Origin of the sequence: Pseudomonas syringae pv. cilantro (assembly GCF_001293775.1) — a bacterium.
Taxonomy (GTDB): Bacteria; Pseudomonadota; Gammaproteobacteria; order Pseudomonadales; family Pseudomonadaceae; genus Aquipseudomonas; species Aquipseudomonas syringae_P.
Genome location: NZ_LGLN01000081.1, coordinates 77,667 through 78,436, shown reverse-complemented (window position 1 = coordinate 78,436; position 770 = coordinate 77,667). Strand labels below are relative to the sequence as shown.

Genomic DNA, 770 nt, shown 5'->3' with positions numbered 1-770 from the left:
CACAAAAAATCTGACAGTCCCTATTCAGTTCGCACCGCGCACTCGGCAAGGTACCAGTCCAGTTGCGCATTCTTCAAGGGACTTAAATACACCTGCGGCGGTATCAATCTCAGTATCTGAAAATACGAGTAGACTCCCATCCCCATCCCCATCCCCATCCCCATCAACATCAACATCAACATCAACATCAACATCAACATCAACTTCGCTGGCTGATTCAATTTCGGGTCTTGGGCAGAGTGGGCTATCTAAGGAATTGCTATATGCACGGAGCAATTTACTTCGGGGCATCCCAACGGACTTACCTCCTACCGAACCTGCCGCACGTATAAGATACAAGTCGCTTGAGCGCCGCGTGCAAGCAGGTGAGCTTCTGGTAAAGCATTACACAGAAAATACTAAGACGTCTTGGCTGAGTAAAGTTACAGCCAGTCAATCGTTAATTAATTACAAAAAGAGGCATGCTGACGCAGTCGAAAATCTTAAGAAATATAAAAAATCATATACAGCACGGCACGGCTCTTATATTCGGGATCCGACTAAGCTTGATTAATGTCACTATCTCAGGTTGTACTCATCCAAAATACTGGTTAATACAGCCTCAAATAGGCATCAAAAACGCGCATCCCTCTTCAACCATGCGTGGTGTCATAAGTATTAAGGCAGTATTCTCTTCCCCAGAAAAACTGGCAAATACAACCCCAAATAAGCATCAAACACGCGCATGCCTTCTTCAGCCATGCGCGGTGTGATCTCGTCATGCAACTGAA

The 770-nt window shown here is 45.5% G+C and carries 1 pseudogene; it reads right to left on the bottom strand.

What is annotated here, in order from left to right:
* Positions 1-657: 657 nt before the first annotated feature.
* A pseudogene (locus ABJ99_RS27720) lies at positions 658-770 on the bottom strand (TetR/AcrR family transcriptional regulator); the annotation flags it as partial.